Annotated in this window: 21 protein-coding genes; 18 read left to right on the forward strand and 3 right to left on the reverse strand. The window is 73.0% G+C overall.

Annotated elements, in window-relative coordinates:
• Nucleotides 1-5: 5 nt before the first annotated feature.
• The 5 genes from ACIGYR_RS09665 to holA all read left to right on the forward strand — a co-directional run bounded on the left by ACIGYR_RS09665 (nucleotide 6) and on the right by holA (nucleotide 5,913).
• Nucleotides 6-824, forward strand: a complete 819-nt coding sequence (locus ACIGYR_RS09665) for a helix-hairpin-helix domain-containing protein (protein ID WP_399595974.1) — start codon at nucleotides 6-8, stop codon at nucleotides 822-824.
• Nucleotides 821-3,490: a ComEC/Rec2 family competence protein gene (locus ACIGYR_RS09670; protein ID WP_399595972.1), complete on the forward strand. Its 2,670-nt coding sequence runs from the start codon at nucleotides 821-823 to the stop codon at nucleotides 3,488-3,490. Before ACIGYR_RS09665 ends, ACIGYR_RS09670 begins: the two co-directional genes overlap by 4 nt.
• A 209-nt stretch (nucleotides 3,491-3,699) precedes the next feature.
• On the forward strand, nucleotides 3,700-4,548 hold the full coding sequence (locus tag ACIGYR_RS09675; RefSeq protein WP_399595970.1) for an arylamine N-acetyltransferase: 849 nt from the start codon (nucleotides 3,700-3,702) through the stop codon (nucleotides 4,546-4,548).
• A gap of 41 nt (nucleotides 4,549-4,589) precedes the next feature.
• The gene (locus tag ACIGYR_RS09680; protein ID WP_391838385.1) at nucleotides 4,590-4,835 is read left to right on the forward strand and encodes a hypothetical protein; all 246 of its coding nucleotides are present in this window, start codon (nucleotides 4,590-4,592) and stop codon (nucleotides 4,833-4,835) included.
• Between the two features lie 88 nt (nucleotides 4,836-4,923).
• On the forward strand, nucleotides 4,924-5,913 hold the full coding sequence (gene holA / locus ACIGYR_RS09685; RefSeq protein ID WP_391838387.1) for a DNA polymerase III subunit delta: 990 nt from the start codon (nucleotides 4,924-4,926) through the stop codon (nucleotides 5,911-5,913).
• A 618-nt stretch (nucleotides 5,914-6,531) separates the two neighbouring features.
• On the opposite strand, the gene rpsT is transcribed toward holA, so the two are convergent.
• The gene (rpsT, locus tag ACIGYR_RS09690) at nucleotides 6,532-6,798 is read right to left on the reverse strand and encodes a 30S ribosomal protein S20 (protein WP_073893866.1); all 267 of its coding nucleotides are present in this window, start codon (nucleotides 6,796-6,798) and stop codon (nucleotides 6,532-6,534) included.
• Between the two features lie 225 nt (nucleotides 6,799-7,023).
• On the opposite strand from rpsT, the gene lepA reads away from it, so the two are divergent.
• The 4 genes from lepA to hemW all read left to right on the forward strand — a co-directional run bounded on the left by lepA (nucleotide 7,024) and on the right by hemW (nucleotide 14,298).
• Entirely contained in the window at nucleotides 7,024-8,898 is a 1,875-nt protein-coding gene (gene lepA, locus ACIGYR_RS09695) for a translation elongation factor 4 (protein WP_391838389.1), read from the forward strand.
• Nucleotides 8,899-9,159: 261 nt separating this feature from the next.
• Nucleotides 9,160-11,034, forward strand: coding sequence for an AMP-dependent synthetase/ligase (locus ACIGYR_RS09700; protein WP_399595969.1), 1,875 nt, complete (start codon nucleotides 9,160-9,162; stop codon nucleotides 11,032-11,034).
• 184 nt (nucleotides 11,035-11,218) lie between these two features.
• Nucleotides 11,219-13,039: a SpoIIE family protein phosphatase gene (locus ACIGYR_RS09705; protein ID WP_399596523.1), complete on the forward strand. Its 1,821-nt coding sequence runs from the start codon at nucleotides 11,219-11,221 to the stop codon at nucleotides 13,037-13,039.
• Between the two features lie 26 nt (nucleotides 13,040-13,065).
• Complete coding sequence (gene hemW, locus ACIGYR_RS09710) at nucleotides 13,066-14,298, forward strand: radical SAM family heme chaperone HemW (protein WP_399595967.1); 1,233 nt, start codon at nucleotides 13,066-13,068, stop codon at nucleotides 14,296-14,298.
• A gap of 167 nt (nucleotides 14,299-14,465) precedes the next feature.
• On the opposite strand, the gene ACIGYR_RS09715 is transcribed toward hemW, so the two are convergent.
• Nucleotides 14,466-15,326, reverse strand: a complete 861-nt coding sequence (locus ACIGYR_RS09715) for a DUF3097 domain-containing protein (protein WP_391838395.1) — start codon at nucleotides 15,324-15,326, stop codon at nucleotides 14,466-14,468.
• Nucleotides 15,327-15,360: 34 nt separating this feature from the next.
• Nucleotides 15,361-16,083 (reverse strand): MBL fold metallo-hydrolase, encoded by a 723-nt coding sequence (locus ACIGYR_RS09720; RefSeq protein ID WP_399595965.1) that lies wholly within the window; start codon nucleotides 16,081-16,083, stop codon nucleotides 15,361-15,363.
• A 161-nt stretch (nucleotides 16,084-16,244) separates the two neighbouring features.
• On the opposite strand from ACIGYR_RS09720, the gene hrcA reads away from it, so the two are divergent.
• The 9 genes from hrcA to ACIGYR_RS09765 all read left to right on the forward strand — a co-directional run bounded on the left by hrcA (nucleotide 16,245) and on the right by ACIGYR_RS09765 (nucleotide 26,265).
• On the forward strand, nucleotides 16,245-17,261 hold the full coding sequence (gene hrcA, locus ACIGYR_RS09725) for a heat-inducible transcriptional repressor HrcA (protein WP_399595963.1): 1,017 nt from the start codon (nucleotides 16,245-16,247) through the stop codon (nucleotides 17,259-17,261).
• Complete coding sequence (gene dnaJ / locus ACIGYR_RS09730; RefSeq protein WP_391838400.1) at nucleotides 17,262-18,398, forward strand: molecular chaperone DnaJ; 1,137 nt, start codon at nucleotides 17,262-17,264, stop codon at nucleotides 18,396-18,398.
• A gap of 201 nt (nucleotides 18,399-18,599) precedes the next feature.
• On the forward strand, nucleotides 18,600-19,676 hold the full coding sequence (locus ACIGYR_RS09735; protein ID WP_391838402.1) for a nitronate monooxygenase: 1,077 nt from the start codon (nucleotides 18,600-18,602) through the stop codon (nucleotides 19,674-19,676).
• A complete protein-coding gene (locus tag ACIGYR_RS09740) occupies nucleotides 19,673-20,425 on the forward strand; it encodes a 16S rRNA (uracil(1498)-N(3))-methyltransferase (protein ID WP_399595961.1) in 753 nt (250 codons plus the stop codon). The genes ACIGYR_RS09735 and ACIGYR_RS09740 overlap by 4 nt, the downstream gene beginning before the upstream one ends.
• A gap of 15 nt (nucleotides 20,426-20,440) precedes the next feature.
• Nucleotides 20,441-20,833, forward strand: a complete 393-nt coding sequence (locus ACIGYR_RS09745; RefSeq protein WP_399595960.1) for a VOC family protein — start codon at nucleotides 20,441-20,443, stop codon at nucleotides 20,831-20,833.
• A 207-nt stretch (nucleotides 20,834-21,040) separates the two neighbouring features.
• On the forward strand, nucleotides 21,041-21,565 hold the full coding sequence (locus tag ACIGYR_RS09750; protein ID WP_399595958.1) for a hypothetical protein: 525 nt from the start codon (nucleotides 21,041-21,043) through the stop codon (nucleotides 21,563-21,565).
• Nucleotides 21,566-21,683: 118 nt separating this feature from the next.
• Entirely contained in the window at nucleotides 21,684-24,881 is a 3,198-nt protein-coding gene (locus ACIGYR_RS09755; protein WP_399596522.1) for a S41 family peptidase, read from the forward strand.
• A 118-nt stretch (nucleotides 24,882-24,999) separates the two neighbouring features.
• Nucleotides 25,000-25,353, forward strand: coding sequence for a histidine triad nucleotide-binding protein (locus ACIGYR_RS09760; RefSeq protein ID WP_399595957.1), 354 nt, complete (start codon nucleotides 25,000-25,002; stop codon nucleotides 25,351-25,353).
• 6 nt (nucleotides 25,354-25,359) lie between these two features.
• Nucleotides 25,360-26,265, forward strand: coding sequence for a ribonuclease Z (locus ACIGYR_RS09765; RefSeq protein WP_399595956.1), 906 nt, complete (start codon nucleotides 25,360-25,362; stop codon nucleotides 26,263-26,265).
• The last annotated feature ends 2 nt before the right edge of the window (nucleotides 26,266-26,267 follow it).

The raw sequence follows: 26,267 nt of genomic DNA on the forward strand, positions 1-26,267 counted from the left end.
CCGGTGTGCCGCAGCCGTTGGAGCCGGAGGGTTCGCAGGAGCGGGAGGAGCGGGAGGAGCGGGAGAAGCGGGAGAAGCAGGGGGAGCCGGAGGGGTGGAAGGAGCCGCAGGGGGCCTCCGAGTGGCGACTGCGGGCGGGGCTGGCGCTGCGGGAGCGGATGCCGATGTGGCTGCAAACGCGGTACGGGGTGGAGCGGCGAGGAGTCGCGGCGCTCGCCGTGGTGCTCGTGGCCGCCGCCGTCTTCGCCGTGCAGCACTTCTGGGCAGGCCGGCCGCAGCCCGTGAGCGCCCCTCAAGTGGTACGTGCTCAGGCCCACTTCCCCGAGAAGACCGAGGCAGCGACGGCCGGAGCGGCCGCGGGCACGGCCGCGACACCCGGCGCGGAGATCGTCGTGGACGTCAGCGGCAAGGTCCGCGAACCGGGGATCCGGCGGCTGCCGTCCGGTGCCCGGGTGGCCGACGCGTTGCGAGCCGCGGGCGGGGTCAGGCCGGGCGTGAGCACGGAAGGACTCAACCGCGCCCGTTTCCTGGTCGACGGTGAACAGGTCGTCGTCGGCGGCACCGCCGGTTCCACCGCTCCGCCCGGTCCGGCGACCGGGCCGCTCTCCGGCCCCGCCGGCACGGGCCCGGCGGCGCCCGTCTCCCTCAACACGGCCACCGTGGACCAGCTCGACACCCTGCCCGGAGTCGGCCCGGTGCTGGCCCGGCACATCATCGACTACCGCACCCAGCACGGTGGTTTCCGCTCGGTGGACGAACTGCGCGAGGTCAACGGCATCGGCGACCGCAGGTTCACCGATCTGCGCGACCTGGTACGGCCATGAGCCGCGTGCTCGACGGGACCGCGCCGCGCGCCGAGCCCGAGCGGAGCGGGACCGCGCACACCGGTCGGACCACCGGCCCCCTGGACCTGCGCCTGGTGCCGCCCGCGCTCGCGGCCTGGGGCACGGCGGCCCTGACCCTCGACGCACCGGTGGCCTGGACCGCCGGGATCGCCCTCGTCTGCCTGGTCGGCGGGGTTCTCCTGCTGTCGGTGCGGCGACCGGGACGGTTCGTGCGGACCAGGCGGGTCGGGTGGGCGCACGGCCGCTTCCACTGGGCGCGTGTCACCGTCGCCGCGATGCTGCTCTGTGCCGCCGCGGCAGCCACCTCCGCCGGACTGCACGGGGCCGACGTGCGGCGCGGACCGGTGCCCGAGCTGGCCCGGAGCTTCGCGACGGTCACCGCCGAGGTCGAGGTGAGCGGTGATCCCTGGCTGACCGGACCACGGGTGCGTGGCGACCGTGCGGCCCCCGTGGCGGTGCTGGCGCGGGCCGAGCTGCGAAGTGTGGAGGCGGCCGACGGGAGCCGTGTCCGGACCCGGACGCCCGTGCTGATGATCGTCGACGCGGACGTGCCGGCACCGGAAGGGGGTGCCGAGGGGAGCGGGGGTGCCGAGCCGCCGCAGGCCGGCGGCGCACAGCGGAGGCCGGGTGGGCGGGCCGACTGGCTCGGGCTGCTGCCGTCCACCCGGCTACGGGTCGGCGGTCGGCTGGCGCCCGCGCTGGCCGGCGGTGACCGGACAGCGGCCGTGCTGCGGGTGCGTGGCCGGCCCCGGCCCCGGATCGTGGCGGGGCCGAGCGGGCCGCAACGGCTGGCGGGGCGACTGAGGGCCGGCCTGCGGGAGGCGACCGAGGACCTGCCGGAGGACGCGCGGGCGCTGCTTCCCGGACTGGTCGTCGGGGACACCTCGCGGATCACTCCGGAGCTCGACCACGCCTTCGAGGAGACGGACCTGGCGCACACGCTCGCCGTCTCCGGCAGCAACCTCACCGTCCTGCTCGCGTTGCTCATCGGGCCGCCCGGGCTGGCCCAACGGGTCGAGCGCCGTGGCCTGGCACCCCGTCTGGGCCTCTCACTACGGGCGACGGCCCTGCTCGCGGCAGCGCTGACGCTGGGCTTCGTGGTCGTCTGCCGACCTGACCCCAGCGTGCTGCGGGCCGCGGCCTGCGGCGCGGTCGCGCTCCTCGCCCTGGCCACCGGACGCCGTAGATCCCTGGTCCCGGCGCTGGCCACGGCCGTTCTGCTGCTGGTGCTGTACGACCCGTGGCTGGCCCGCGGTTACGGCTTCCTGCTGTCGGTGCTGGCCACCGGCGCGCTGCTGGTACTGGCACCCCGGTGGAGCGAGGCGTTGCGGCGACGCCGGGTGCCCCCGCGGCTCGCCGAGGCACTGGCGGCGGCTGCCGCCGCGCAGGCCGTGTGCGCGCCGGTCGTGGCGGTGCTGTCGGCCCGGGTGAGCCTGGTGGCGGTGCCGTGCAACCTGCTGGCCGAGGTGGCGGTGGCACCCGCCACGGTGCTGGGGTTCGCGGCGCTCGCGACGGCGCCGGTGGCGATGCCGGTGGCCCGACTGCTGGCGTGGGGCGCCGGTTGGCCCGCCGGGTGGATCGCCGGGATCGCCCGGGCCGGGGCGGCGCTGCCCGGCGCGGGGATCGACTGGCCGGGAAGCTGGCCGGGGGCACTGGGCCTCGCGGCGGTCACCGTGGCCGTGGTCCTGGCCGGGCGGAGGCTGCTGCGGCACCCGGGGTGGTGCGGGCTGCTCGCAGTGCTGCTCGTGCTGCTGGTGACGCGGCCGGCGCCGCTGACCCGGGTGATCACGGGCTGGCCGCCGCCGGGCTGGCGGTTCGCGATGTGTGATGTCGGGCAGGGCGACGCCACCGTGCTGGCGGCGGGGGAGGGAGCCGGGGTGGTCGTGGACGCCGGACCCGATCCGGCGCTGGTCGACGCGTGCCTGCGGCGGCTGGGCGTCACCCGTGTCCCCCTTCTCGTCCTCACCCACTTCCACGCCGACCATGTGGCGGGGCTCCCCGGCGTCCTGCGGGGCCGCTCGGTGGCCGCGATCGAGACCACGGGCCTCGCTGAACCGGCGGAGCAGGCGGAGTTCGTGCGAAGGCAGGCGGCCGAACGGCGCATCCCGGTCACGACGGCCGTCGCGGGAGAGGAACGTCGCACCGGACCGCTCGCCTGGCGGGTCCTGTGGCCCCCGGCACAGAGCCCACGGCAGAGCCCGCGGCCGCGATCGCCCTCCGGCACCCCGGTGCAACCGGCCTGGCCGGACCCGGGCTTCGAGCCGGAAGGCCCGAACGACGCCAGCGTCGCGCTGCTCGTGCGCACGGGCGGACTGCGGCTGCTGCTGCTCGGTGATCTCGAACCGTCGGCCCAGCAGGCGCTGCTGCGTTCCCCGGCGGCCGCCGATCTGGCCGGAGTCGACGTCCTGAAGGTGGCCCACCACGGCTCGGCCTACCAGGACCCGCGACTTATCCACCTCGCGGCACCCCGGGTGGCGCTCGTGTCCGCCGGTGCCGGCAACCCCTATGGCCACCCGGCACCGGCGACCGTGGCCGCCCTGCGGACCGGCGGAGCCGTGGTCCTGCGCACCGACCGGGACGGCGCGCTCGCGGTCACCGGAACCGGGGGGAGGAACGGGGAGATACGGGTGACGAGCGAGAACTAGACAGGGATCGGGAGAACCGGAGAGGACCAGAGAGGCCGGAGAGGGCCGGAGAGTGGTGCCGAAAAGGATCGGCGAGGGCCAAAGAGGGCCGGACAGGGCCGGAGAAGATCGGCGAGGGCCGGAGCAGCGGGGCCCGTAGCGGGCCGGGGCCGCAGAGAATCGATGATCGGGGCCCGCGCGTGCCAGGTGCACAGGGTGAGACTGGGCACATGACATCAGCACAGGTCGACGCCTATCTCCGCCGGCTCGGTAGCACGCGCCCGCGGCAGCCCACCAGTGAGGCGCTGCGCGAGCTGCACCTGCGCCATCTGCGCACCGTCCCCTTCGAGAACCTGTCGATCCACCTCGGAGAGGAGATCACGCTGGACGAGACACGGCTGCTGGACAAGGTGACCGAGGGCCGGCGCGGCGGCTTCTGCTACGAACTGAACGGGGCCTTCGGCACGTTGCTCGCCGCCCTCGGTTACGAGGTGGATCTGCTCGCGGGACGTGTCTACGACGACGAGGGGCGGCTCGGGATCCCCTACGACCATCTCGCGCTGCGGGTGCGGACGGCGGACGGGGACACCTGGCTCGCGGATGTCGGGTTCGGGGCGCACAGCCACTGGCCGCTGGCCTACGCCGAGCGCGGGGAGCAGGATGATCCCGGTGGCACCTTCCAGGTGGTGGAGGCCGGCTCGGACCCGGCCGGGGTGCGCGGTGCCGACGGGCAGGGCGCGGGGGACCTGGACGTCGTCCAGGACGGCAAGCCGCAGTATCGGCTGGAGACCCGCCCGCGGGTGCTCGGGGACTTCGTGGCCGGCGCCTGGTGGCACAGCACCTCGCCGCTGTCGCACTTCACCCGGTCGTCGGTGTGCTCACGGGTCACCGAGGACGGAGGGCGGATCACGCTCAGCGGGCGGAAGTTCAAGACGACCGCCGCGGACGGCACGCACGAGACGCGGGAACTGGAGACCGACGAGGAGGTGCTGACCGCTTACCAGGACTGCTTCGGGATCGAGTTGGGCCGTGTGCCGACTGTCCGGGACGAGGGCGGCAGTCAAGGCCGGCCTGCCTGACCTGGGCCTTGGGCTTGCGCGCGGTGCCGGAGAATGGGCCCGTGAGCGATGTGAGACACGTGCTGGTGCTGCCCGACCGCGACGCCGCCGAGAAGGCGGTCGAGGCGCTCGGGGAGAGGTTCGGGATCGACGAGGAGCCCCAGCTCGTCCGGGACGCGCTGGCCGGCGAGGACGACGCCGAGGACGCCCAGTGGCTGGTGGTCCTGCGGGACGAGCGTGAGCGGCTGGACCCCGGCGAGCTGGACGCGTTCGCGGGGGAGTGGGACGGCTGGCGCGAGGAGCCGTGACCCCCGGGCCGGACTCGGGGTCCGCTCCGGGACCGGTCAGGGTGCCGGGGCCGGTTCGTTGTCAGTGCGGCGTGGGATGCTTTGAGCGATGGCCAGGAAGACTGCGAATGACGACCCTCTCGCCCCGGTGACTCTCGCCGTGGGCCAGGAGGACCTCCTGCTCGACCGTGCCGTGCAGGAGGTGGTGGCCGCCGCCAAGGCCACCGACGCCGACACGGACGTACGTGACCTGACCCCGGACCAGCTGCAGCCCGGCACGCTCGCCGAGCTGACCAGCCCGTCGCTCTTCGCCGAGCGCAAGGTCGTGGTCGTACGCAACGCGCAGGACCTGTCGGCCGACACGGTCAAGGACGTGAAGGCGTACCTCGGCTCGCCGGCCGAGGAGATCACGCTCGTGCTGCTGCACGCCGGCGGCGCCAAGGGCAAGGGGCTGCTGGACGCCGCGCGCAAGGCGGGGGCGCGGGAGGTGGCCTGTCCGAAGATGACCAAGCCGGCGGACCGGCTGGCCTTCGTGCGGGGGGAGTTCCGCTCTTTCGGGCGGTCGGCCACCCCCGAGGCGTGCCAGGCGCTCTGCGACGCCCTCGGGAGTGATCTGCGGGAGCTGGCCTCGGCGGCCTCGCAGTTGGTCGCCGACGTGGAGGGGACGATCGACGAGGCGGTCGTCGGGCGGTACTACACCGGGCGGGCCGAGGCGTCGAGCTTCACCGTCGCCGACCGGGCCGTGGAGGGGCGTACGGCGGAGGCGCTGGAGGCGCTCAGGTGGTCGCTGGCGACGGGCGTGGCGCCGGTGATGATCACCAGCGCGCTGGCCCAGGGCGTCCGGGCCATCGGAAAGCTGTCCTCCGCGCGCGGGGGACGGCCGGCCGATCTGGCGCGGGAGCTGGGGATGCCGCCGTGGAAGATCGACCGGGTGCGGCAGCAGATGCGGGGGTGGACGCCGGACGGGGTCGCGGTGGCGCTCAGAGCGGTCGCCGAGGCGGACGCGGGCGTGAAGGGCGGCGGTGACGATCCCGAGTACGCGCTGGAGAAGGCGGTCGTGATCATCGCCCGGGCCGCGAGATCCAGGGGCCGGGGCTGACGGAACCGGCCTCGGACCACCGACGAGCCGCTGCGAACCCACCGGCCTCACCCAGGCCGACCGGCAGACCCCGCCTGCGACAGCTGACCGGCAGACCCCGCCCGGGGCGGTCGACGGGCACCCCCCGGGTAGCCGTCCCGGCCCTGCCCGCGGCGTGCTCCGCCCATCCGGGCCGGTGCTCGTGCCGTGTCCCGTGCGTGCCGGTGGTCCGGGAGACGCCGAGTCCGGTGCCCGCCCGGCCCGGTGGCCGCCCGGTTCGGTAGACGCCGACACTGGTGCCCGCCCGGTCCGGTGCCCCGGTCCGTGCCCGCCCGCCCGGTGCCCGCCCGGTTCGGTAGACGCCGAGTCCCGGTGCCCGCCCGGTCCGGTAGATGCCGTGCCCGCCCGGTCCGGTGCCCGCCCCGTACATGCACTGTGCTTGCCCTGTACACGCCCTGTGCATGTCGAAGGCCCCCGCACCTGCCTTGGGGAAGGAGAGGTGCGGAGGCCTTCGGAGCCAGCTGGTGAGCCCGTTCCCGCGTGGCGAACGCAGGCCGCGAACAGGCTCGGGGTGCCGGACGGGAGCGGATGAGAGAGGGCCCGCTCTGGGTCCTTCCGGCGGTCAGATCAGGAAGGAGTTCAGCCCTTGAGGGCGACGACCTTGGAAGCAAGCGCCGACTTCTTGTTGGCGGCCTGGTTCTTGTGGATGACGCCCTTCGAGACGGCCTTGTCGAGGGCACGCGCGGCAGCGCGCTGCAGCTCGGTGGCCTTCTCGACGTCACCCGCGGCAGCGGCCTCGCGAGCCTTGCGGATCGCGGTCTTCAGGGAGGACTTGACGGCCTTGTTGCGCAGCCGAGCCTTCTCGTTGGTCTTGATCCGCTTGATCTGGGACTTGATGTTCGCCACGAAGGAGCCTTTACAGGTTCTGGTGCGGGGCCGCACGGGTCCCGAACCGGTGATCCGAAATTTCCTGTCGTGCCTCGCGCTGAGAGGGCATGAGGCACAGCCATCTACAGTACCAGTGGCCCTCCGGACGGCCCAAAACGGCCCCCGGTCCCTGCCCGTGGGACCATGGAGACTACGTAACGATCCGACCCGAGGCATAAGGCGCCTCAAGAGACAGGACCCTGCGTGCCCGCGACCCCTAACCATGTGCCCGAGCCGAGCCGTACCGCCCCGGCTCTGATCCGCAACTTCTGCATCATCGCGCACATCGACCACGGCAAGTCCACTCTCGCCGACCGGATGCTCCAGCTGACCGGTGTGGTCGAGCAGCGGCAGATGCGTGCTCAGTACCTCGACCGGATGGACATCGAGCGCGAGCGCGGCATCACGATCAAGTCCCAGGCGGTGCGTCTGCCCTGGGCCCCGACCGAGGGCCCCGACCAGGGCACGACCCACATCCTCAACATGATCGACACCCCGGGGCACGTCGACTTCACCTACGAGGTCTCGCGGTCGCTGGCCGCCTGCGAGGGGACCATCCTCCTGGTCGACGCCGCCCAGGGCATCGAGGCGCAGACCCTCGCCAACCTCTACCTGGCGATGGAGAACGACCTCACGATCATCCCGGTGCTGAACAAGATCGACCTGCCGGCCGCGCAGCCGGAGAAGTTCGCCGAGGAGCTGGCGAACCTGGTCGGCTGTGACCCGGAGGATGTGCTCAGGGTCTCCGCGAAGACCGGTCTCGGCGTGGAGGCGCTGCTGGACAAGGTCGTCAAGGAGATCCCGGCGCCGGTCGGGGTCGCCGACGCGCCCGCCCGTGCGATGATCTTCGACTCGGTCTACGACTCCTACCGCGGTGTCGTGACGTACGTCCGTGTGATCGACGGCCAGCTCAACAGGCGCGAGCGCATCAGGATGATGTCGACCGGCGCGACGCACGAGCTGCTGGAGATCGGCGTCAGCTCGCCCGAGATGCTCGCGGCGGACGGCCTCGGCGTCGGCGAGGTGGGGTACCTGATCACCGGTGTGAAGGATGTCCGGCAGTCCAAGGTCGGTGACACGGTCACCAGCCAGCACAAGGGTGCCACCGAGGCCCTCGGCGGTTACAAGGACCCGAAGCCGATGGTCTTCTCCGGTCTGTATCCGCTGGACGGCTCCGACTACCCGGAGCTGCGCGAGGCCCTGGACAAGCTCCAGCTCAACGACGCCGCGCTGGTCTACGAGCCGGAGACGTCCGCCGCCCTCGGTTTCGGCTTCCGCGTCGGCTTCCTCGGCCTGCTGCACCTGGACGTGATCCGGGAGCGGCTGGAGCGCGAGTTCGGCCTCGACCTGATCGCCACCGCGCCGAACGTGGTCTATCGCGTGGTCATGGAGGACGGCACCGAGCACATCGTCACCAACCCGAGCGAGTTCCCCGAAGGCAAGATCGACGAGGTCTACGAGCCGGTCGTGCGCGCCACGATCCTGGCGCCGACCGAGTTCATCGGCTCGATCATGGAGCTGTGCCAGACCCGGCGCGGCACCCTGCTCGGCATGGACTACCTCTCCGAGGACCGGGTCGAGATCCGCTACACCCTCCCGCTGGCCGAGATCGTCTTCGACTTCTTCGACCAGCTGAAGTCCAAGACGCGCGGCTATGCCTCCCTCGACTACGAGCCCACCGGCGAGCAGACCTCCAGCCTGGTCAAGGTCGACATCCTGCTGCACGGCGACAAGGTGGACGCCTTCTCGGCGATCACCCACAAGGACCAGGCGTACGCGTACGGCGTGCGGCTCGTCGCCAAGCTCAAGGAGCTGATCCCGCGGCAGGCGTTCGAGGTGCCGGTCCAGGCCGCCATCGGCTCCCGGGTCATCGCCCGCGAGACCATCCGCGCCATCCGCAAGGACGTCCTCGCCAAGTGTTACGGCGGCGACATCTCCCGTAAGCGGAAGCTGCTCGAGAAGCAGAAGGAAGGCAAGAAGCGGATGAAGATGGTGGGTTCCGTGGAGGTTCCGCAGGAAGCCTTCATCGCCGTGCTGTCCAGTGATGACAGCGCGGGGTCGGCCAAGGGCAAGAAGTAACCAGAGGTAACAACCGGTCACGTCCGCAAACCGGTCATGTGGGGGCCCGTCGTGCGAAAGCGCGGCGGGCCCCTACGCGCGCGTAACGTCGCTCTGCGTGGAAAGTGACAGGCCGATGCCCCTTACGCAGCGGGCGGTCGCGCCTTACCCTGATCCCTGCTCGATAGTTACTCGCGAGTTAAACAACAGTCCGACCCCATACCGTGAGTTAACCCAGCCGCACCGAGTCAGCCGCACCGTCGCGGGCCCCCGGAGGATGTCGTGACCGACACACAGACCCTGATCGAGAACCGTCCGCCGTCCGTGGCAGCCCTCTTCCTGGAGCGCGTGGCGGCCACACCGGACGCCGAGGCGTACCGCTATCCGGTGCCCCCTGCCTCCGGCCAGGGCCCCGACGAATGGAAGTCGCTCAGCTGGGCGCAGGCGGCCGACCGGGTGTACGCGATCGCGGCCGGTCTCATCGAACTGGGCGTCCAGTCCGAGCAGCGGGTGGCCCTCGCCTCCTCCACCCGCGTCGAATGGATCCTCGCCGACCTCGGCATCATGTGCGCCGGCGGGGCGACCACAACCGTCTATCCGCAGACCAACGCCGACGAGTCATCCTTCATCCTGTCCGACTCCGAGAGCCGGGTGCTGATCGCCGAGGACGCGGCCCAGGTCGCCAAGGCCGTGGAGAGGCGCGCCGAGCTGCCCGCCCTCACGAAGGTCGTCGTCATCGACCCCGCGGGCGTCGAGACGGACGACTGGGTGATCTCCCTCGCCGAGCTGGAGCAGCGCGGCGCCGCCTACCTGGAGAAGAACCCGGAGCTGATCAAGGAGCGGGTCGGCGCCATCACCAAGGGCCAGCTCGCCACCCTCATCTACACCTCCGGTACCACCGGCCGCCCCAAGGGGGTCCGGCTCCCGCACGACAACTGGGCGTACATGGCGAAGGCCATCGCCTCGACCGGCCTGGTCACCATCGACGACGTGCAGTACCTGTGGCTGCCGCTCGCGCACGTCTTCGGCAAGGTGCTCACCTCCGGGCAGATCGAGGTCGGCCACGTCACCGCGGTCGACGGCCGCGTCGACAAGATCATCGAGAACCTCCCGGTGGTGCGGCCGACGTACATGGCGGCCGTGCCGCGCATCTTCGAGAAGGTCTACAACGGTGTGGCGGCCAAGGCCCGCGAGGGCGGCCCGGCCAAGTACAAGATCTTCCAGTGGGCCGCCGAGGTCGCCCGCGAGTACGCCAAGGTCACCCAGGACAACTTCCGCCGTACCGGCACCGCCTCGGCGCCCTTCGGGCTCGCCGCCAAGCACAAGGTCGCCGACACCCTCGTCTACGCCAAGCTCCGCGAGGCATTCGGCGGCCGGCTGCGCGCCTGTGTCTCCGGCGCCTCCGCGCTCGCCCCGGAGATCGGTTACTTCTTCGCCGGCGCCGGCATCCACATCCTGGAGGGCTACGGCCTCACCGAGACCTCCGCGGCCTCCTTCGTCAACCCGGGCGAGGCGTACCGCACCGGCACGGTCGGCAAGCCGCTGCCCGGTACCGAGGTCCGCATCGCCGACGACGGCGAGATCCTGCTGCGCGGCCCCGGCATCATGGACGGCTACCACCAGCAGCCCGAGAAGACCGCCGAGGTGCTGGAGTCCGACGGCTGGTTCCACACCGGCGACATCGGCGAACTCTCGCCCGACGGCTACCTGCGCATCACCGACCGCAAGAAGGACCTCATCAAGACCTCCGGCGGCAAGTACGTCGCACCGGCCGAGGTCGAGGGCCAGTTCAAGGGCGTGTGCCCGTACGTGTCCAACATCCTCGTCCACGGCGCCGACCGGAACTACTGCACCGCCCTGATCGCCCTGGACGAGTTCGCGATCCAGGAGTGGGCGAAGGAGAACGGCCTGGAGGGCAGGTCGTACGCCGAGATCGTCGCCGCTCCGCAGACGGTCGAGATGGTCGACGGATACGTGCGGCAGCTCAACGCCGGGCTCCAGCGCTGGCAGACCATCAAGAAGTTCCGGCTGCTGCCGCGGGACCTCGATGTGGAGCACGGCGAGATCACGCCGAGCCTGAAGCTGAAGCGGCCGGTGGTGGAGCGGGAGTACAAGAACCTCATCGAGGAGATGTACGCGGGGGCGCGGGAGTCCTAGCGCCGGCCGCAGGGGGCGGCTGGGGGACTGCCGGGGGCCGCGGGACGTTCGTGGTTCGTCGCGCGGTTCCCCTCGCCCCTTGGGGACTTTGCGCTCACCGGCGCTCGAAAGCTTGCCACTTCTGCACACTTCAGTGACTCAACGCTTATAGATGCCGCCGGTCTGTCACCCTGGCGGCATGGACATGGCGGCCATACCGACGCAGCGGGAGAGCGAGGCCCGGCCCGGCGAGAGGCGGGGCCGGACCACCCTGCCCGGGAGTCCCGTCGCCCCGGGCTCGGCCCGCGCGCTGGTGCGTTCCGCGCTGACCGAGGCGCCCGGCGTTGCGGCCCGGCTGGTCGACGACGCCATGGCCGTCGTCAGCGAGCTGGTCACCAACGCCGTCGTGCACGCCGGCACCGACGTACAGGTCGACTGGCGGCTGGAGACCACCGGCGCGTTCGTGATCGAGGTACGGGACCAGCACCCCTCACGGGCCCCGCGCGACGCCATGAGCGGCGAGGGGCCGTACGACACCCCCGAGTACGGGCGCGGGCTGCGCCTGGTCGCCACGCTCGCCGAGTCCTGGGGCGTCACCTACCGCGCCGGAGCCAAGACCGTCTGGGCGCGGTTGCCCCCGGGCGGCAGCGAGGCCCTGGACGGACCCGCCCCGGACCCCGCCCTGGAGGTCGCCGGGGACCTCGCCCCCCAACCGCACCGCGCCGACGGCGACCGGGACTGGCTCGGCCGGGGCGCCCTTACCTTCCTCGCCGAGGCGTCCGACCTGCTCGCCGGACAGCTGGACGAGAACCTCGTCGCCGCGCTCACCGGCCAGCTGATCGTCCCCCGGCTCGCCGACTGGTGCGCGGTGTGGCTGGAGGACGAGGCGAGCGTGCGCGGCGGCGCTGGCGGCGGGCCCGCCCGGGTCTGGCACGCCAGCGAGGCCCGCATCGAGGAACTGCGGTGCGCCCTGGAGAAGGAGCCGCCGGGCCCGCCGGACGGACTGCGCTCCGGCCCCGAGCCCTACCCGTGGCCCGGCCACGCGCTCGGCCCGCAGGGCGCCCACGGGACGGCGCTGTCGTACCGGCTGATCGCGGGCGGCCGGCCGCTCGGCACGCTGGTCATCGGCCGGTGCGGACCGGCCGGCTTCCCCGACGAGGTCATCGGACTGGTGGAGGACCTCGGCCGCCGCGTCGCCCTGGCCATCGGCGCGGCCCGCCAGTACGCCCGCCAGGCCACCATCAGCGCCGTCCTGCAACGCGGCCTGCTGCCCGGCGCGGTCGCCGAGATCCCCGGCGTGAGCAGCGCGCTCGTCTACGAGCCGTGCGACACGGGCGGCCCCAGCGGCGACTTCTACGACCTGTTCCCGGCGGGCGACGGCCGCTGGTGCTTCGCCGTCGGCGACGTCCAGGGCAAGGGCCCGGAGGCGGCCGTGGTGATCGGCCTCGCCCGGCCCTGGCTGCGCCTCCTCGCCCGGGAGGGCTACCGCGTCGCCGACGTCCTCGACCGCCTCAACCAGCTGCTCCTGGACGACGCCACCGAGGCCGCCGACGCCGCCGCCCGTGCCCTGGTCGCCGTCGGCGGCCGGCCCCTGGCCTCCGCGGACGGCCCGCAGACCCGCTTCCTCTCCCTGCTGTACGGCGAGCTGACCCCGCACGGCGGCGGGGTTCGCTGCACCCTCGCCTCCGCCGGCCACCCGCTGCCGCTCGTCCTCGGCCCCGACGGCAGCGTGCGCACCGCCGCCCGCCCGCAGACCCTCCTCGGGGTCGTGGAGGACGAGACGTACACCAGCGAGACCCTGGAGCTGCGGCCCGGCGACAGCCTGCTGTGCGTCACCGACGGGGTGACCGAGCGGCGCTCCGGCTCCCGCCAGTTCGACGACGGCGACGGGCTCGCCCGCGCCCTGTCCGGCTGCGCCGGGCTCAGCGCCGAGCTGATCGCGGAAAGGATCCGCCGCCTCGTCCACGACTTCGGCGGCGGCGCTCCCGAGGACGACCTGGCCCTGCTGGTGCTCCAGGCGGAGTAACGCCACCGGTACGGGACAATGGGGGCATGCCTTCCGCACTCCCCGACGGCGAGCCCGTCCCCGCAGACGGCGCGCTGCCCGCGCACGCGCTCGCCGGGGCCGCGGGCCGCCCGCTCGGTTTCTACCTCCACGTCCCGTACTGCGCTACCCGCTGCGGCTACTGCGACTTCAACACCTACACGGCGACCGAGCTGCGCGGCACGGGCGGCGTGCTCGCCTCCCGGGACAACTACGCGGACACGCTGGCGGACGAGATCCGGCTGGCGCGGAAGGTGCTGGGCGACGACCCGCGCGAGGTCCGTACGGTCTTCGTCGGGGGCGGTACGCCCACCCTGCTGGCCGCCGACGACCTGGTACGCATGCTGGGGGTGATCCGTGCCGAGTTCGGGCTCGCCCCCGACGCGGAGATCACCACGGAGGCGAACCCGGAGTCGGTGGACCCCGCCTACCTCGCCACCCTGCGCGAGGGCGGCTTCAACCGGATCTCCTTCGGCATGCAGAGCGCCAGGCAGCACGTGCTGCGGGTCCTCGACCGCACGCACACGCCCGGCCGCCCCGAGGCATGCGTGGCGGAGGCCAGGAGGGCGGGTTTCGCGCACGTCAACCTGGACCTGATCTACGGCACGCCCGGTGAGAGCGACGACGACTGGCGGGCCTCCCTGGAGGCCGCCCTCGGCGCCGGTCCCGACCACATCAGCGCCTACGCGCTCATCGTCGAGGAGGGCACCCAGCTCGCCCGCCGGATCCGCCGGGGCGAGATCCCGATGACCGACGACGACGCCCACGCCGACCGGTACCTGATCGCCGAGGAGGCACTGAGCCGGGCGGGCTTCGACTGGTACGAGGTGTCCAACTGGGCCACCTCCGAGGCGGGCCGCTGCCTGCACAACGAGCTGTACTGGCGGGGCGCCGACTGGTGGGGCGCCGGGCCCGGGGCGCACTCGCACGTGGGCGGGGTGCGCTGGTGGAACGTGAAGCACCCGGGCGCCTACGCGGCGGCCCTCGCCTCCGGCCGCTCCCCGGGCGCGGGCCGGGAGCTGCTGTCCGGGGAGGACCGCCGGGTGGAGCGGATCCTGCTGGAGCTGAGGCTGCGTGAGGGTGTCCCGCTGTCCCTGCTGAAGGAGGAGGGGCTCGCGGCCTCCCGCCGGGCGCTGGCGGCCGGGCTCCTGGACGACGGCCCGTACGAGGAGGGACGGGCCGTGCTGACGCTGCGGGGGCGGCTGCTGGCGGACGCGGTGGTGCGGGACCTGGTGGACTGAACTCCCTCCGCGGGCGCCGTGACGGGCTCCTTCGCCGGCGCCCGCGAACTCCTCCGCGGGCGCCGCGACGGGCTTCTTCGTCTGCGCCCGCGAACTCCTCCGCGGGCGCTGTGACGAACTCCTCCGTAGGCGCCCATGAACTCCTCCGTGGGCGCCCTGACGGGCTCCTACGCGGGTGCCGTGACGAAGTCGATCAGTTCCTCCACCCGTCCCAGCAACTCCGGCTCCAGGTCCTTGTACGACCCCACCCGCCGCAGAATCGCCTGCCACACCGCGCCCGTGTTCTCCGGCCAGCCCAGGGCCCGGCACACGCCCGTCTTCCAGTCCTGGCCCCGCGGGACCGTCGGCCACGCCCGGATGCCCAGGGACGACGGCTTCACCGCCTCCCAGATGTCGATGTACGGGTGGCCGACTACCAGGGCGTGGTCACTGGTCACCGACTCCGCGATCCGCCATTCCTTCGTCCCCGGGACCAGGTGGTCCACGAGGACGCCCAGGCGGGCGTCCGGGCCCGGGGCGAACTCGGCGACGATCGCCGGCAGGTCGTCCACGCCCTCCAGGTACTCCACGACCACGCCCTCGACGCGCAGGTCGTCGCCCCACACCTTCTCGACCAGCTCGGCGTCGTGCCGGCCCTCCACGTAGATGCGGCCGGCGCGTGCCACGCGCGCGCGTGCGTTCGGCACGGCGACCGAACCGGATGCCGTACGGGTGGGGCGGGCGGGGGCGGCCGACGGGCGTACGAGCGTCACCGCCCTGCCCTCCAGCAGGAAGCCGCGCGGCTCCAGCGGGAACACCCGGTGCTTGCCGAAGCGGTCCTCCAGGGTCACCGTGCCGGCCTCGCAGCCGATCACCGCCCCGCAGAACCCGGTGCCGGGCTCCTCCACCACCAGGCCCGGCTCGGCCGGTACCTCCGGCACGGGCTTCGGCTTCTTCCACGGCGGGGTCAGATCGGCGGAGTACACACGAGGGCGCGGGCCCGAAGGGCCCTCGTGGGAGGGGCGGGGGCGGGAGGCGGGTGGGCGCATTCGGACGACCATAGGAGAACCCGCGGAATCACGCTCACGACACGCCGAACCGTGCTGCCAGCGCGTCCCGTTGACACCGTACGAAGCCCGCGTCCACCACCGCTCCGTGACCCGGCACGTACAGTGCGTCCTCACCGCCGAGCGCCAGCAGCCGGTCGAGCGCGTCCGGCCAGCGGGACGGGACCGCGTCCGGGCCCGCCTGGGGCTCACCGGACTCCTCCACCAGGTCACCGCAGAAGACGACCTCCGGGGAGCCGGGGACGAGGACCGCGAGATCGTAGGCGGTGTGACCGGGTCCCACGTTGGCCAGCAGCGCCTGCCGGCCCTCGCCGAGGTCGAGGGTCCACTCGCCGGAGACCAGGTGCCGTGGTGGGGTCAGCGCGTCCACCGCCTCGTCCGCGTCCGCCACCGGGAGCCCGTTCCCGATCGCGTCCCTGCGCAGCTCCGCGCGCTCGTGGGCGAACACGGAGTCGGCGCCCACCGCCGCGTACACCTCGGCGCCGGCGAACACGGACGCCCCGAGGACGTGGTCGAAGTGGGGGTGGGTCAGCGCGAGATGGGTCACACGGCCGCCGGCCAGTTCCTGTGCCCGAGCCCGCAGCCGCGCCCCCTCGGCCAGGCTCGACCCGGCGTCCACCATCAGCGCCTTCCCCGCGCCCAGCACCAGGCCGGCGGTGCAGTCCCAGCCGGGCAGCCGGCACCGCCCCACCCCGGCGGCCAGCCGTTCCCACCCCAGCTCTTCCCAAGTCACGGTCATAGCGGCGACGCTAGCGCTACGACCCGGTACGGCGGCCCGACCTTGCCCAGTGTGTACCCGACAGCCGTACACTGGGCCGGGGAATGCTGGCACTCACATGGGAAGAGTGCCAGGGGGACGACCCGAAGGGACAGGGGAAGACGTGCTGGAGGTGCGCGCGAATGCTGAGTGAACGCAGGCTTCAGGTGCTGCGCGCCATCGTCCAGGACTACGTGGGCACCGAGGAGCCGGTGGGTTCCAAGGCGCTCACCGAGCGGCACAGCCTCGGCGTCTCCCCGGCCACCGTCCGCAACGACATGGCGGCCCTCGAGGACGAGGGGTACATCGCCCAGCCGCACACCAGCGCCGGGCGCATCCCCACCGACAAGGGCTACCGGCTGTTCGTGGACAAGCTGGCGGGCGTCAAGCCGATGACGGCGCCCGAGCGGCGGGCCATCCAGAACTTCCTGGAGGGCGCCGTCGACCTCGACGACGTCGTGGCGCGCACGGTGCGGCTGCTCGCGCAGCTGACCCGGCAGGTCGCCGTCGTGCAGTACCCGTCGCTGACCCGGTCCACCGTCCGGCACGTGGAGCTGCTCTCGCTGGCTCCCGCGCGCCTGATGCTCGTGCTGATCACGGACACCGGCCGGGTCGAGCAGCGGATGGTCGACTGCCCGGCGCCGTTCGGCGAGTCCTCGCTGGCGGATCTGCGGGCGCGGCTGAACAGCCGGGTCGCGGGCCGCCGGTTCGCGGACGTGCCGCAGCTGGTCGAGGACCTGCCGGAAGCCTTCGAGGCCGAGGACCGCGGTACGGTCTCCACCGTGCTCTCCACCCTGCTGGAGACACTGGTCGAGGAGAACGAGGAGCGGCTGATGATCGGCGGCACCGCCAATCTCACCCGCTTCGGGCATGACTTTCCCCTCACGATCCGGCCCGTCCTGGAGGCCCTTGAGGAGCAGGTCGTGCTCCTCAAGCTCCTGGGCGAGGCGAAGGACCCGGGCGTGACCGTGCGTATCGGCCACGAGAACGCCCATGAAGGACTCAACTCCACGTCCGTCGTGTCGGTCGGCTACGGTTCGGGCGGCGAGGCGGTTGCCAAGCTCGGCGTGGTCGGACCGACCCGCATGGACTACCCGGGAACGATGGGAGCGGTACGCGCAGTGGCACGGTACGTCGGACAGATCCTGGCGGAGTCGTAAGTGGCCACGGACTACTACGCCGTTCTCGGCGTGCGCCGCGACGCGTCGCAGGATGAGATCAAGAAGGCGTTCCGTCGGCTCGCGCGCGAGCTGCACCCGGACGTCAACCCCGATCCGAAGACCCAGGAGCGGTTCAAGGAGATCAACGCCGCTTACGAGGTGCTGTCGGACCCGCAGAAGAAGCAGGTCTACGACCTCGGCGGCGACCCGCTCTCCCAGTCGGGCGGCGCGGGCGCGGGCGGCTTCGGGGCCGGTGGCTTCGGCAACTTCTCCGACATCATGGACGCGTTCTTCGGTACGGCGTCGCAGCGCGGGCCGCGCTCGCGCACCCGGCGCGGCCAGGACGCGATGATCCGGATCGAGGTCGAGCTGGACGAGGCGGCCTTCGGGACGACCAAGGACATCCAGGTCGACACCGCCGTCGTCTGCAACACCTGCAACGGCGAGGGCGCGGCTCCGGGCACGTCCGCCCAGACGTGTGACATGTGCCGCGGTCGCGGTGAGGTCTCGCAGGTCACCCGGTCGTTCCTGGGCCAGGTCATGACCTCCCGGCCCTGCCCCCAGTGCCAGGGCTTCGGCACGGTCGTACCGACCCCGTGCCCGGAGTGCGCCGGCGACGGCCGCGTCCGCTCGCGGCGCACGCTCACCGTGAAGATCCCGGCCGGTGTCGACAACGGCACCCGGATCCAGCTCGCCGGGGAGGGCGAGGTCGGCCCCGGCGGCGGCCCGGCCGGTGATCTGTACGTCGAGATCCACGAGCTGCCGCACTCGACCTTCCAGCGGCGCGGCGACGACCTGCACTGCACGGTCACCATCCCGATGACCGCCGCGTCCCTCGGCACCAAGGTGCCGCTGGAGACCCTGGACGGCATGGAGGAGGTCGACATCCGGCCCGGCACCCAGTCCGGGCAGTCGATCCCGCTGCACGGCCGGGGTGTCACGCATCTGCGCGGCGGCGGCCGGGGCGACCTGATCGTGCACGTGGAGGTCACCACCCCGACGAAGCTCGACCCCGAGCAGGAGCGCCTGCTGCGCGAGCTGGCCAAACTGCGCGGCGAGGAGCGGCCCACGGGGCAGTTCCAGCCGGGCCAGCAGGGCTTGTTCTCGCGGCTGAAGGACGCGTTCAACGGGCGCTGATCCGTAGGTGCCGTCCAAGGGGCGAAAGCCCCTTGGACCCCTCGGGGGGCGAAGCCCCTGGGTCCCGGCCCCGCCCCTCCAGCACCGGAATCGTCGGGTTGCGGAGCGGCCGGCCGCCCCGGCCCGGCCGGCCGACAAGTGGCATGTGACAAGGGGAAGTCCCGATTCGGACTTGTACGGGGGACGTGACAACATGCCGTCATGTCCTCCGCGCTGACCGATCTCTTTCCCCACCCGATCGTGCAGGCCCCCATGGCGGGCGGTGTCTCCGTCCCGCAGCTCGCCGCCGCCGTCTCCGAGGCTGGTGGCCTCGGGTTTCTCGCCGCCGGACTCAAGACCGCCGACGGGATGTACCAGGAGATCAAGCAGCTGAGGGGGCTCACGAGCCGTCCTTTCGGCGTGAATGTCTTCATGCCGCACCCCGAGCACGCCGAGTCCGGTGCCGTCGAGGTGTACGCGCACCAGCTGGCCGGCGAGGCGGCCTGGTACGACACCGAGCTGGGCGACCCGGACAGCGGCCGGGACGACGGCTACGACGCCAAGCTCGCCGTCCTGCTCGACAACCCGGTGCCGGTGGTCTCCTTCCACTTCGGCGTGCCGAGCCGTGAGGTGTTCGACAAGCTGCGCCGGGCCGGGACCTTCACCCTGGTCACCGCCACCACCGCGGAGGAGGCCCGCGCGGTCGAGCGGGCCGGGGCGGACGCGGTGATCGCGCAGGGCGTGGAGGCCGGCGGCCACCAGGGCACCCACCGGGACCTCCTGGAGAACGACGGCTCCGGCATCGGGCTGCTCTCGCTGATCGCGCAGATCCGGGAGACCGTGGGCATTCCGGTCGTCGCCGCCGGCGGCATCATGCGCGGCAGCCAGATCGCCGCCGTCCTCGCGGCGGGCGCGAGCGCGGCCCAGCTGGGCACCGCCTTCCTCGCCACCCACGAGTCCGGCGCGAGCGCCCTGCACAAGCGGGCGCTGACCGACCCCCTGTTCGCGCGCACCGAGCTGACCCGGGCCTTCACCGGCCGCCCGGCGCGTGGCCTGGTCAACCGCTTCATGCGCGAGCACGGCCCGTACGCTCCCGCCGCCTACCCGGAGGTCAACCACCTCACCGCGCCGCTGCGCAAGGCCGCCGCCAAGGCCGGGGACGCGCAGGGCATGTCACTGTGGGCGGGGCAGGGTCACCGGATGGCCCGGGAGCTGCCGGCCGGACGTCTGGTGGAGGTGCTGGCCGAGGAACTCGACGCGGCCAGGACAGCGTTGTCGGCCGGGGGTGGTCCGCGATGACCGCGCCGGTGTTCGTCGTCGACTCGCTGGAGGGCGTGGGCCCCGGCTCGGTCGTCGACGTCGAGGGCCCGGAGGGGCGGCACGCCGTCTCCGTACGGCGGTTGCAGCCCGGGGAGAACGTGGTGCTCACCGACGGCAAGGGGCGGGGCGCCGCCGGGGTCGTCGTCAGCGTGTCGGGCAAGGACCACATGGTCGTCGAGCCCTTCGAGTTCCCGGTGGAGCCCGAGCCCAGCCCCCGGATCACCGTCGTCCAGGCCCTGCCCAAGGGCGACCGCGGCGAGCTGGCCGTGGAGACGATGACCGAGACCGGTGTCGACGTGGTCGTGCCCTGGCAGGCCGCCCGTTGCATCACCCAGTGGAAGGGCGAGCGGGGCCTGAAGGCGCTCGCCAAGTGGCGGGCCACCGCGCGCGAGGCCGGCAAGCAGTCCCGCCGGCTGCGCTTCCCGGAGGTCACGGACGCGGCGAGCACCAAGCAGGTTGCCGCACTTCTCGCCAAGGCCGACTTCGCCGCCGTGCTGCACTCCGACTTCGAGCACGAGAGCGTGCCGCTGGCGACCGCCGAACTGCCCGCCGAGGGCGAGATCGTGCTGGTCGTCGGCCCGGAAGGGGGCGTCGCGCGGGACGAGCTTGCGCTGTTCGAGGAGGCCGGTGCGAAGGCGTGCGTGCTGGGTCCTACCGTGTTGCGTACATCCACCGCCGGCACCGCCGCCGTGGCCCTGCTGCTGGGCCGCACCGGCCGCTGGTCCTGACATCTGGGGGACACCGTGGAACTCGCCCAAGTGCGGCTGCTGGTCACCGACTTCGCCGCCTGCTACCGCTTCTACGCCGATGTCCTCGGTCTCAAGCCGCAGTCCGGCGCGACGGAGGGGCCGTACGAGAAGTTCAGCCCGCACGTCGGCTCCGCCGGGATCGCGCTCCAGGACCGCTCGATGATGGCCGAGCTGCTGAACGAGCTGGGCGAGACCGCCACCGGTCACCGCTCCCTGGTCGTCCTGCGCGTCGACGACCTGGACGCCTACTGCGCGCAGATCGCCTCCCGCGGTGCCGTCCTGCTGCACGGCCCGGCTCCCCTGACCGACCGCATGCGCGTGGCCCACCTCAAGGACCCCGAGGGCAATCTGGTCGAACTCCAGCAGTGGCTGCTGCTGCGCGCCTGACGCGCGCATCGGGGGTTCGGCCGCGCGGTGCGGTGGCGGCATGTGCCGTCGGTCAGCCGCGGGTTCGTCGTGGCCGGTCGCGCAGTTCCCCGCGCCCCTTCGGGGCGCTGCCCCCCTGTCCCTCCGGGGCGCTGCGCCGCTGCCCGTACGGGTGAGTGGCTGTATGCGGTCTTCCGTACCGTTCGGGCCGGTGGCACTCTGCCGGACATGGGGGCATGGAGAGAAAAGCGGCGCGGGCCGCGGACGGTGGCCGTGGCGGGACTCGTCGTGCTGGCCGCAGGTGCCGCGGTGGCGTGCCAACCGGGCGGCCTCGGATCCGCGACCGCCGCGTACACCACCGACCGGACCGCGACCGCCGCGCTGGAACGGCGGCACGTGGACGTCAGCTGGCTGACCTGTACCGGTCGTTACGGCGACGGCGACGGCGACGGCGGCGGTAAGGGCGGCTCGCCCTCGCCGACCGAGACCACCGTCGTCTCCGTCGACTGCCGGGGCGAGACGGACGACAGGCGGAAGATCGTCGTCACCGGGCTCGTGACCAAGGCCGTCGACGGCGCCTGCGTGCGCGGGGACCTCAAGGCCGAGGTCGACGGCAGGCAGGTGTTCCACGTGAAGGGGCTCGGCGACTGCGCCGCCGGGCCGGGGCCGACGTACCGTCCGCCCACGGGACAGCCGCGGCCCACCGTGACCGTCACCGTCACCCGGACCGTCTGGCCCGTGCCGGGCAAGTGATCGGAAACCGGGAGCGGGCGCACCGCTCGCTGCGTAGAGTGACCGCGTGACAAAGGGTGCTTCGACGGGAACCACGGAAAGCTCCGCCTACCTCCGATTCCCCCATCTGCACGGCGACTTGGTGACCTTCGTCGCCGAGGACGACGTGTGGCTCGCGCCGCTCGACGGCGGCCGGGCCTGGCGGGTCAGCGCCGACAACGTGCCGGTGACCCAGCCGCGGATATCGCCGGACGGCAGGCACCTCGCCTGGACCTCCACCCGCGACGGAGCGCCCGAGGTGCATGTCGCCCCCGTCGACGGCGGTCCCGCCCAGCGCCTGACGTACTGGGGCAATCGCCGCACCGAGGTGCGCGGTTGGACTCCGGACGGACGGGTGCTCGCGCTCGGCGCGCACGGCCGGCCCAGCTTCCGGCACACCTGGGCCCACGCCGTCCCGCTGGACGGCGGACCGGCCGAGACCCTGCCGTACGGCCCGGTCGGCCATGTGGCCCTCGGACCGGCCACCGTGCTGCTGTCCGCGCCGATGGGCCGCGAGGCCGCCTACTGGAAGCGCTACCGGGGCGGTACGGCGGGCAAGTTGTGGATCGACCGGGCCGCCGAAGGCGAGGAGGGCGCCGGGCAGTTCGTACGGCTGCACGAGGAGATCGACGGCAACATCGAGTGCCCGGTGTGGGTGGGGGCGGGGGCGCCCCCTGTCCGAGCGGAGCCGAGAACGTGGGGGAGGATCGCCTTCCTCTCCGACCACGAGGGCACCGGCGCGCTCTACTCCTCCCTCGCCGACGGCTCCGACCTGCGCCGGCACACACCGCCTGGAGCCTTCTACGCCCGGCACGCGGCCGGCGACGGCACCCGGGTCGTCTACAGCCAGGCCGGTGAACTCTGGCTGCTGGAGGACCTGGAGGGCGCCGAACCTCGCCGGCTGGACATCCGGCTCGGTGGGCCCCGCGTCGACCTGCGGCCCCGCCCGGTCAACGCCTCCCGCTGGTTCGGCGAGGCGTCCCCCGACCACACCGCGCGCGGCAGCGCCGTCTGTGTGCGCGGCGGGATCCACTGGGTCACCCACCGCTCCGGGCCCGCCCGGGCCCTGGCCGCCACCCCCGGGGTGCGCGCCCGGATGCCGCGCGCCTTCCGCGCCGAGGGTGAGGAGTGGGTGGTGTGGGTGACGGACGCCGAGGGCGACGACTCCCTGGAGTTCGCCCCCGCGACCGGCACCGTGCCCGGCGCGCCCCCGCGCCGCCTGGCCGCCGGACAGCTCGGCCGGGTACTGGAACTGGCCATGTCCCCCGACGGCGGCCGGGCCGCCGTGGCCGCGCACGACGGCAGACTGCTCCTGGTCGAGCGGGAGACCGGTGAGGTCCGCGAGGTGGACCGCAGCGACGACGGCGAGGTCTCCGGCCTCGCCTTCTCCCCCGACTCCGCCTGGCTCGCCTGGGCCCACCCCGGCCCCCGCCCGCTGTCCCAGCTGCGCATCGCCCACACCACCGACCTCTCGGTCATCGAGGCGACCCCGCTCCGCTTCCAGGACTACGCGCCCGCCTTCACCCTCGACGGAAAGCACCTCGCGTTCCTCTCCCACCGCGCCTTCGACCCGGTCTACGACGAACACGTCTTCGATCTCGCCTTCGTGGCCGGCGCCCGCCCGCACCTGATCACCCTGGCCGCCACCACCCCCTCGCCGTTCGGCCCGCAACGCCACGGCCGCCCCTTCGAGACCTCCGACAAGGACGAGACCCCCGACAGCGAGGGCACCCCCACCACCCGTGTGGACCCCGAGGGGCTCGCCGACCGGATCGTGCCCTTCCCGGTGGAGGCCGGCCGCTACTCCACCCTGCGTGCCGCCAAGGACGGCGTCCTCTGGCTGCGCCACCCCGTGCAGGGCGTCCTCGGCACCTCCCGGGCCCGTCCCGAGGACCCCGACCCGCACACCGAGCTGGAGCGGTACGACCTGGCCCAGCGCCGCCTGGAACATCTCGCCTCCGACGCCGGACACTTCGAGGTCAGCGGCGACGGCAAGCGGGTCCTGCTGTGGAGCGAGGGCCGGCTCCGGGTCGTGCCCGGCGACCGCCGGACCGGCTCCGACGACGACGGCGACACCAGCGTCACCGTCGACCTCGGCCGGGTCCGCCAGACCGTCGACCCGGCCGCCGAGTGGCGGCAGATGTACGACGAGACCGGCCGGCTCATGCGCGACCACTTCTGGCGTCCCGATCTCGGCGGTGTCGACTGGAGCGGCGTCCTCGACCGCTACCGGCCCCTCCTGGACCGCCTCGCCACCCACAGCGACCTGGTCGACCTGCTCTGGGAGGTGCACGGCGAACTCGGCACCTCGCACGCCTACGTCACCCCGCCCGGTGGCTCCGGCGGCGCCGGGCACGGCCTGCTCGGCGCCGACATCTCCCGGCGCGAGGACGGCAGTTGGCGCATCGACCGGATCCTCCCGTCGGAGACCTCCGATCCGGACGCCCGCTCCCCGCTCGCGGCGCCCGGCGTGGCGGTACGCCCGGGCGACGCGATCATCGCCGTCGCCGGCCACCCCGTCGACCCGGTGGCGGGCCCCGGCCCCCTCCTCGTCGGCACGGCCGGTCACCCCGTCGAACTGACCGTCTCCCCGGCCGCCGGCGGCGAGCCCCGGCACACCGTCGTCGTCCCCGTCGCCGACGAGGAACCCCTGCGCTACCACGCCTGGGTGGCCGACCGCCGGGCCCACGTCCACGCGGCCTCCGCCGGCCGGCTCGGCTACCTGCACGTCCCGGACATGCACGCCCCCGGCTGGGCCCAGATCCACCGCGACCTGCGCGTGGAGGTGGCCCGGGAGGGGCTGGTGGTCGACGTCCGGGAGAACCGCGGCGGGCACACCTCCCAGCTCGTGGTCGAGAAGCTGGCCCGTCGGATCATCGGCTGGGACTTCGCGCGGGGCATGCGCCCCACCAGCTATCCGCTCGACGCGCCCCGCGGCCCCGTCGTCGCCGTGGCCAACGAGTTCTCCGGCTCCGACGGTGACATCGTCAACGCGGCGATCAGGGCCCTCGGTATCGGCCCGGTCGTCGGCACCCGTACCTGGGGCGGCGTCATCGGCATCGACAGCCGCTACCACCTGGTCGACGGCACCGGGGTCACCCAGCCGAAGTACGCGATCTGGCTGGAGGGCCAGGGCTGGGACGTGGAGAACCACGGGGTGGACCCGGACGTCGAGGTCGTGCAGCGGCCCCAGGACTGGGTGTCCGGCACGGATGCCCAGCTGGACGCGGCGATCGCGCTCGCACTGGAGGCACTGGGGAACAGCCCCGCGAAGACACCGCCGCGCATGCCCACCTGAGGGGCGCGGGCCGTGTCCACGGGCGGCCGCGCCGCGTGGGCGCGATCAACCCCCGCCGGCCCGCGGACGACCGACTACGATGCACCTCAATTGATCACCAGCGTGAGGAGGCACACGCATGGCCGGCGAACCGCAGAACGACTGCCTGTTCTGCAAGATCGTCGCGGGCGACATCCCGGCGACGATCGTCCGCGAGACCGAAACGACCGTGGCTTTCCGGGACATAAACCCGCAGGCACCCACCCACGTCCTGGTGATCCCCAAGGCCCACTACGAGAACGCGGCCGAACTCGCCGCGGGCGCCCCGCAGATCGCGGCCGACGTGCTCGCCGAGACCAAGGCCGTGGCCGACGACGAGAAGCTGGACAGCTACCGCCTCGTCTTCAACACCGGCAGCGGCGCCGGCCAGACCGTCTGGCACGCCCACGCGCACGTCCTCGGCGGCCGTGGCCTGCAGTGGCCGCCCGGGTAACTCGCCATGTCCGTCCGTGAACTGGTGGTCCTCGGCACCGCCAGCCAGGTCCCGACCCGGCACCGCAACCACAACGGCTATCTGCTGAGGTGGGACGGCGAGGGCATCCTGTTCGACCCCGGCGAGGGCACACAGCGGCAGATGCTGCGCGCCGGGGTCGCCGCCCACGACCTGAACCGGATCTGCGTCACGCACTTCCATGGTGACCACTCCCTCGGCCTCGCGGGAGTCATCCAGCGGATCAACCTGGACCAGGTGCCGCACGAGGTCACCGCGCACTACCCGCGCTCCGGCCAGCGCTTCTTCGACCGCCTGCGGTACGCGACCGCCTACCGGGAGACGGTCCGCCTCACGGAGGTCCCGGTCGCCGCCGACGGCCCCCTCGCGGTGACCCCGTCGTACACCCTGGAAGCCCGCAAGCTCTCCCACCCGGTCGAGTCCTTCGGGTACCGCCTGATCGAACCCGACGGCCGCCGCATGCTGCCCGGCCGGCTCGCCGCGCACGGCATCAAGGGTCCGGACGTGGGCCGCCTCCAGCGTGCGGGCCGGCTCGGGGACGTGACGCTGGAGGACGTCAGCGAGGTGCGGCGCGGGCAGCGGTTCGCGTTCGTCATGGACACCCGGCTCTGTGACGGGGTGCACGCGCTCGCGGAGGGCTGCGACCTGCTCGTCATCGAGTCCACGTTCCTCGACGAGGACATCGAACTCGCCGAGGACCACGGCCACCTGACGGCAGGACAGGCCGCCGCCGTGGCCCGGGACGCGGGCGTACGGCACCTCGTCCTCACCCACTTCAGCCAGCGCTACTTTGAGCCCGGCGAGTTCGAGCGGCAGGCGCGGGCGGCCGGGTTCGAGGGGGAGCTGACCGTGGCGTACGACCTGCTGCGGGTGCCGGTTCCGAAACGGCGGTAAAG

It is taken from the genome of Streptomyces sp. NPDC053076, assembly GCF_044546845.1.
Taxonomy (GTDB): Bacteria; Actinomycetota; Actinomycetes; order Streptomycetales; family Streptomycetaceae; genus Streptomyces.

Coding starts and splice junctions, on each gene's coding strand:
- ACIGYR_RS09765 (WP_399595956.1), top strand. CDS start 25,360: ATGTCCGTCCGTGAACTGGTGGTCCTCGGCACCGCCAGCCAGGTCCCG.
- ACIGYR_RS09675 (WP_399595970.1), top strand. CDS start 3,700: ATGACATCAGCACAGGTCGACGCCTATCTCCGCCGGCTCGGTAGCACG.
- hemW (WP_399595967.1), top strand. CDS start 13,066: ATGCCTTCCGCACTCCCCGACGGCGAGCCCGTCCCCGCAGACGGCGCG.
- ACIGYR_RS09740 (WP_399595961.1), top strand. CDS start 19,673: ATGACCGCGCCGGTGTTCGTCGTCGACTCGCTGGAGGGCGTGGGCCCC.
- holA (WP_391838387.1), top strand. CDS start 4,924: ATGGCCAGGAAGACTGCGAATGACGACCCTCTCGCCCCGGTGACTCTC.
- ACIGYR_RS09715 (WP_391838395.1), bottom strand. CDS start 15,326: ATGCGCCCACCCGCCTCCCGCCCCCGCCCCTCCCACGAGGGCCCTTCG.
- ACIGYR_RS09750 (WP_399595958.1), top strand. CDS start 21,041: ATGGGGGCATGGAGAGAAAAGCGGCGCGGGCCGCGGACGGTGGCCGTG.
- ACIGYR_RS09735 (WP_391838402.1), top strand. CDS start 18,600: ATGTCCTCCGCGCTGACCGATCTCTTTCCCCACCCGATCGTGCAGGCC.
- hrcA (WP_399595963.1), top strand. CDS start 16,245: ATGCTGAGTGAACGCAGGCTTCAGGTGCTGCGCGCCATCGTCCAGGAC.
- ACIGYR_RS09670 (WP_399595972.1), top strand. CDS start 821: ATGAGCCGCGTGCTCGACGGGACCGCGCCGCGCGCCGAGCCCGAGCGG.
- ACIGYR_RS09720 (WP_399595965.1), bottom strand. CDS start 16,083: ATGACCGTGACTTGGGAAGAGCTGGGGTGGGAACGGCTGGCCGCCGGG.
- ACIGYR_RS09705 (WP_399596523.1), top strand. CDS start 11,219: ATGGCGGCCATACCGACGCAGCGGGAGAGCGAGGCCCGGCCCGGCGAG.
- ACIGYR_RS09760 (WP_399595957.1), top strand. CDS start 25,000: ATGGCCGGCGAACCGCAGAACGACTGCCTGTTCTGCAAGATCGTCGCG.